This window comes from Paeniglutamicibacter sp., assembly GCF_046714615.1.
Taxonomy (GTDB): Bacteria; Actinomycetota; Actinomycetes; order Actinomycetales; family Micrococcaceae; genus Paeniglutamicibacter.
In genome coordinates this window covers 1-1,139 of sequence record NZ_JBKKAP010000050.1, presented here as the reverse complement: position 1 = coordinate 1,139, position 1,139 = coordinate 1, and the positions used below count along the sequence as shown (strand labels likewise).

Here is a 1,139-nt window from a genome sequence, read left to right as displayed (position 1 = left end):
CTAGTGTCCTGCGCCTGAAGTTCGCTTCAGAAGTCGGCCCAGTGACTCGAGGATCTGTTCGGCGGACTTCGTCCAGATGAACGGCCGCGGGTTTTCGTTCCAGGCCTTGACCCAGGCCCGGATGTCGCTTTCGAGGGACTGGACCGAGCGGTGGTCGCTGCGCCGCAGCAGGTCGTCGGTGACGAAGCCGAAGAACCGTTCGACCTGGTTGATCCAGGAGGAATAGGTCGGGGTGAAGTGCATGTGGAACCGCGGATGCCTTTCCAGCCAGGCCTTCACGGCCGGGGTCTTGTGGGTCTGGTAGTTGTCGCAGATCAGGTGCACGTCCAGGTCCTCCGGGACCTGGGCATCGATCTTGGCCAGGAACTTCTTGAACTCCACCGCCCGGTGCTTGCGGTGCAGGGAAGTGATCGCCGAGCCGTCTGCGGTGTTCAGTGCGGCGAACAGCGTGGTGGTCCCGTGCCTCACGTAGTCGTGTGTGCGCTTCTCCGGCATCCCGGGCATCATGGGAAACGCGGGCTGGGAGCGGGCCAGGGCCTGGACCTGGGACTTCTCGTCCACCGAAAGGACCACCGCCGACTCCGGCGGGTTGAGGTAGAGACCGACCACGTCGTAGACCTTGTCCACGAACTGCGGGTCGTTGGAGAGCTTGAACCCGTCGGCGCGGTGTGGCTTGAGCTCGAACGCCTTCCAGATCCGGCCGATCGTGGACCGCGATAGCCCGCTGCGCTCGGCCATCTTCGCCCGCGACCAGTGCGTGGCGTTCTTCGGGGTGCTTTCCAGCGTTGCCACGACCACGTCCTCGACCTGCTCCACGGTGATCGAGGCCGGACGCCCGGGGCGCGGCTCGTCCACCAGCCCGTCGAGCCGGCGTTCCAGGAATCGGCGCCGCCATTTGGCCACCGTGTGCGAATCGACCCCGCACCGCGCCGCGACCGCCACGTTGGTCAGCCCCTCGCCGCTGGCCAGCAAGATCCTCGAACGCGTCGCCAGCGCCTGCGAGGACTTCGCACGCCGCGCCCAACGCGTCAGCGTCTCGCGCTCCCCATCCGTCAATTCCAGCGGTACCTTCGGCCTCCCGGTGCTTCCCATGACACCATTTTACAATTAGGAAGCGAATTTCTGGCGCAGGACACTAG

1 protein-coding gene is annotated in these 1,139 nt (G+C 65.4%); it reads right to left on the bottom strand.

Annotated features, from left to right (window positions below):
- Positions 1 to 1,092, bottom strand: coding sequence for an IS630 family transposase (locus ACLQ7E_RS05725; RefSeq protein ID WP_411731608.1), 1,092 nt, complete (start codon positions 1,090 to 1,092; stop codon positions 1 to 3).
- Positions 1,093 to 1,139: the final 47 nt, after the last annotated feature.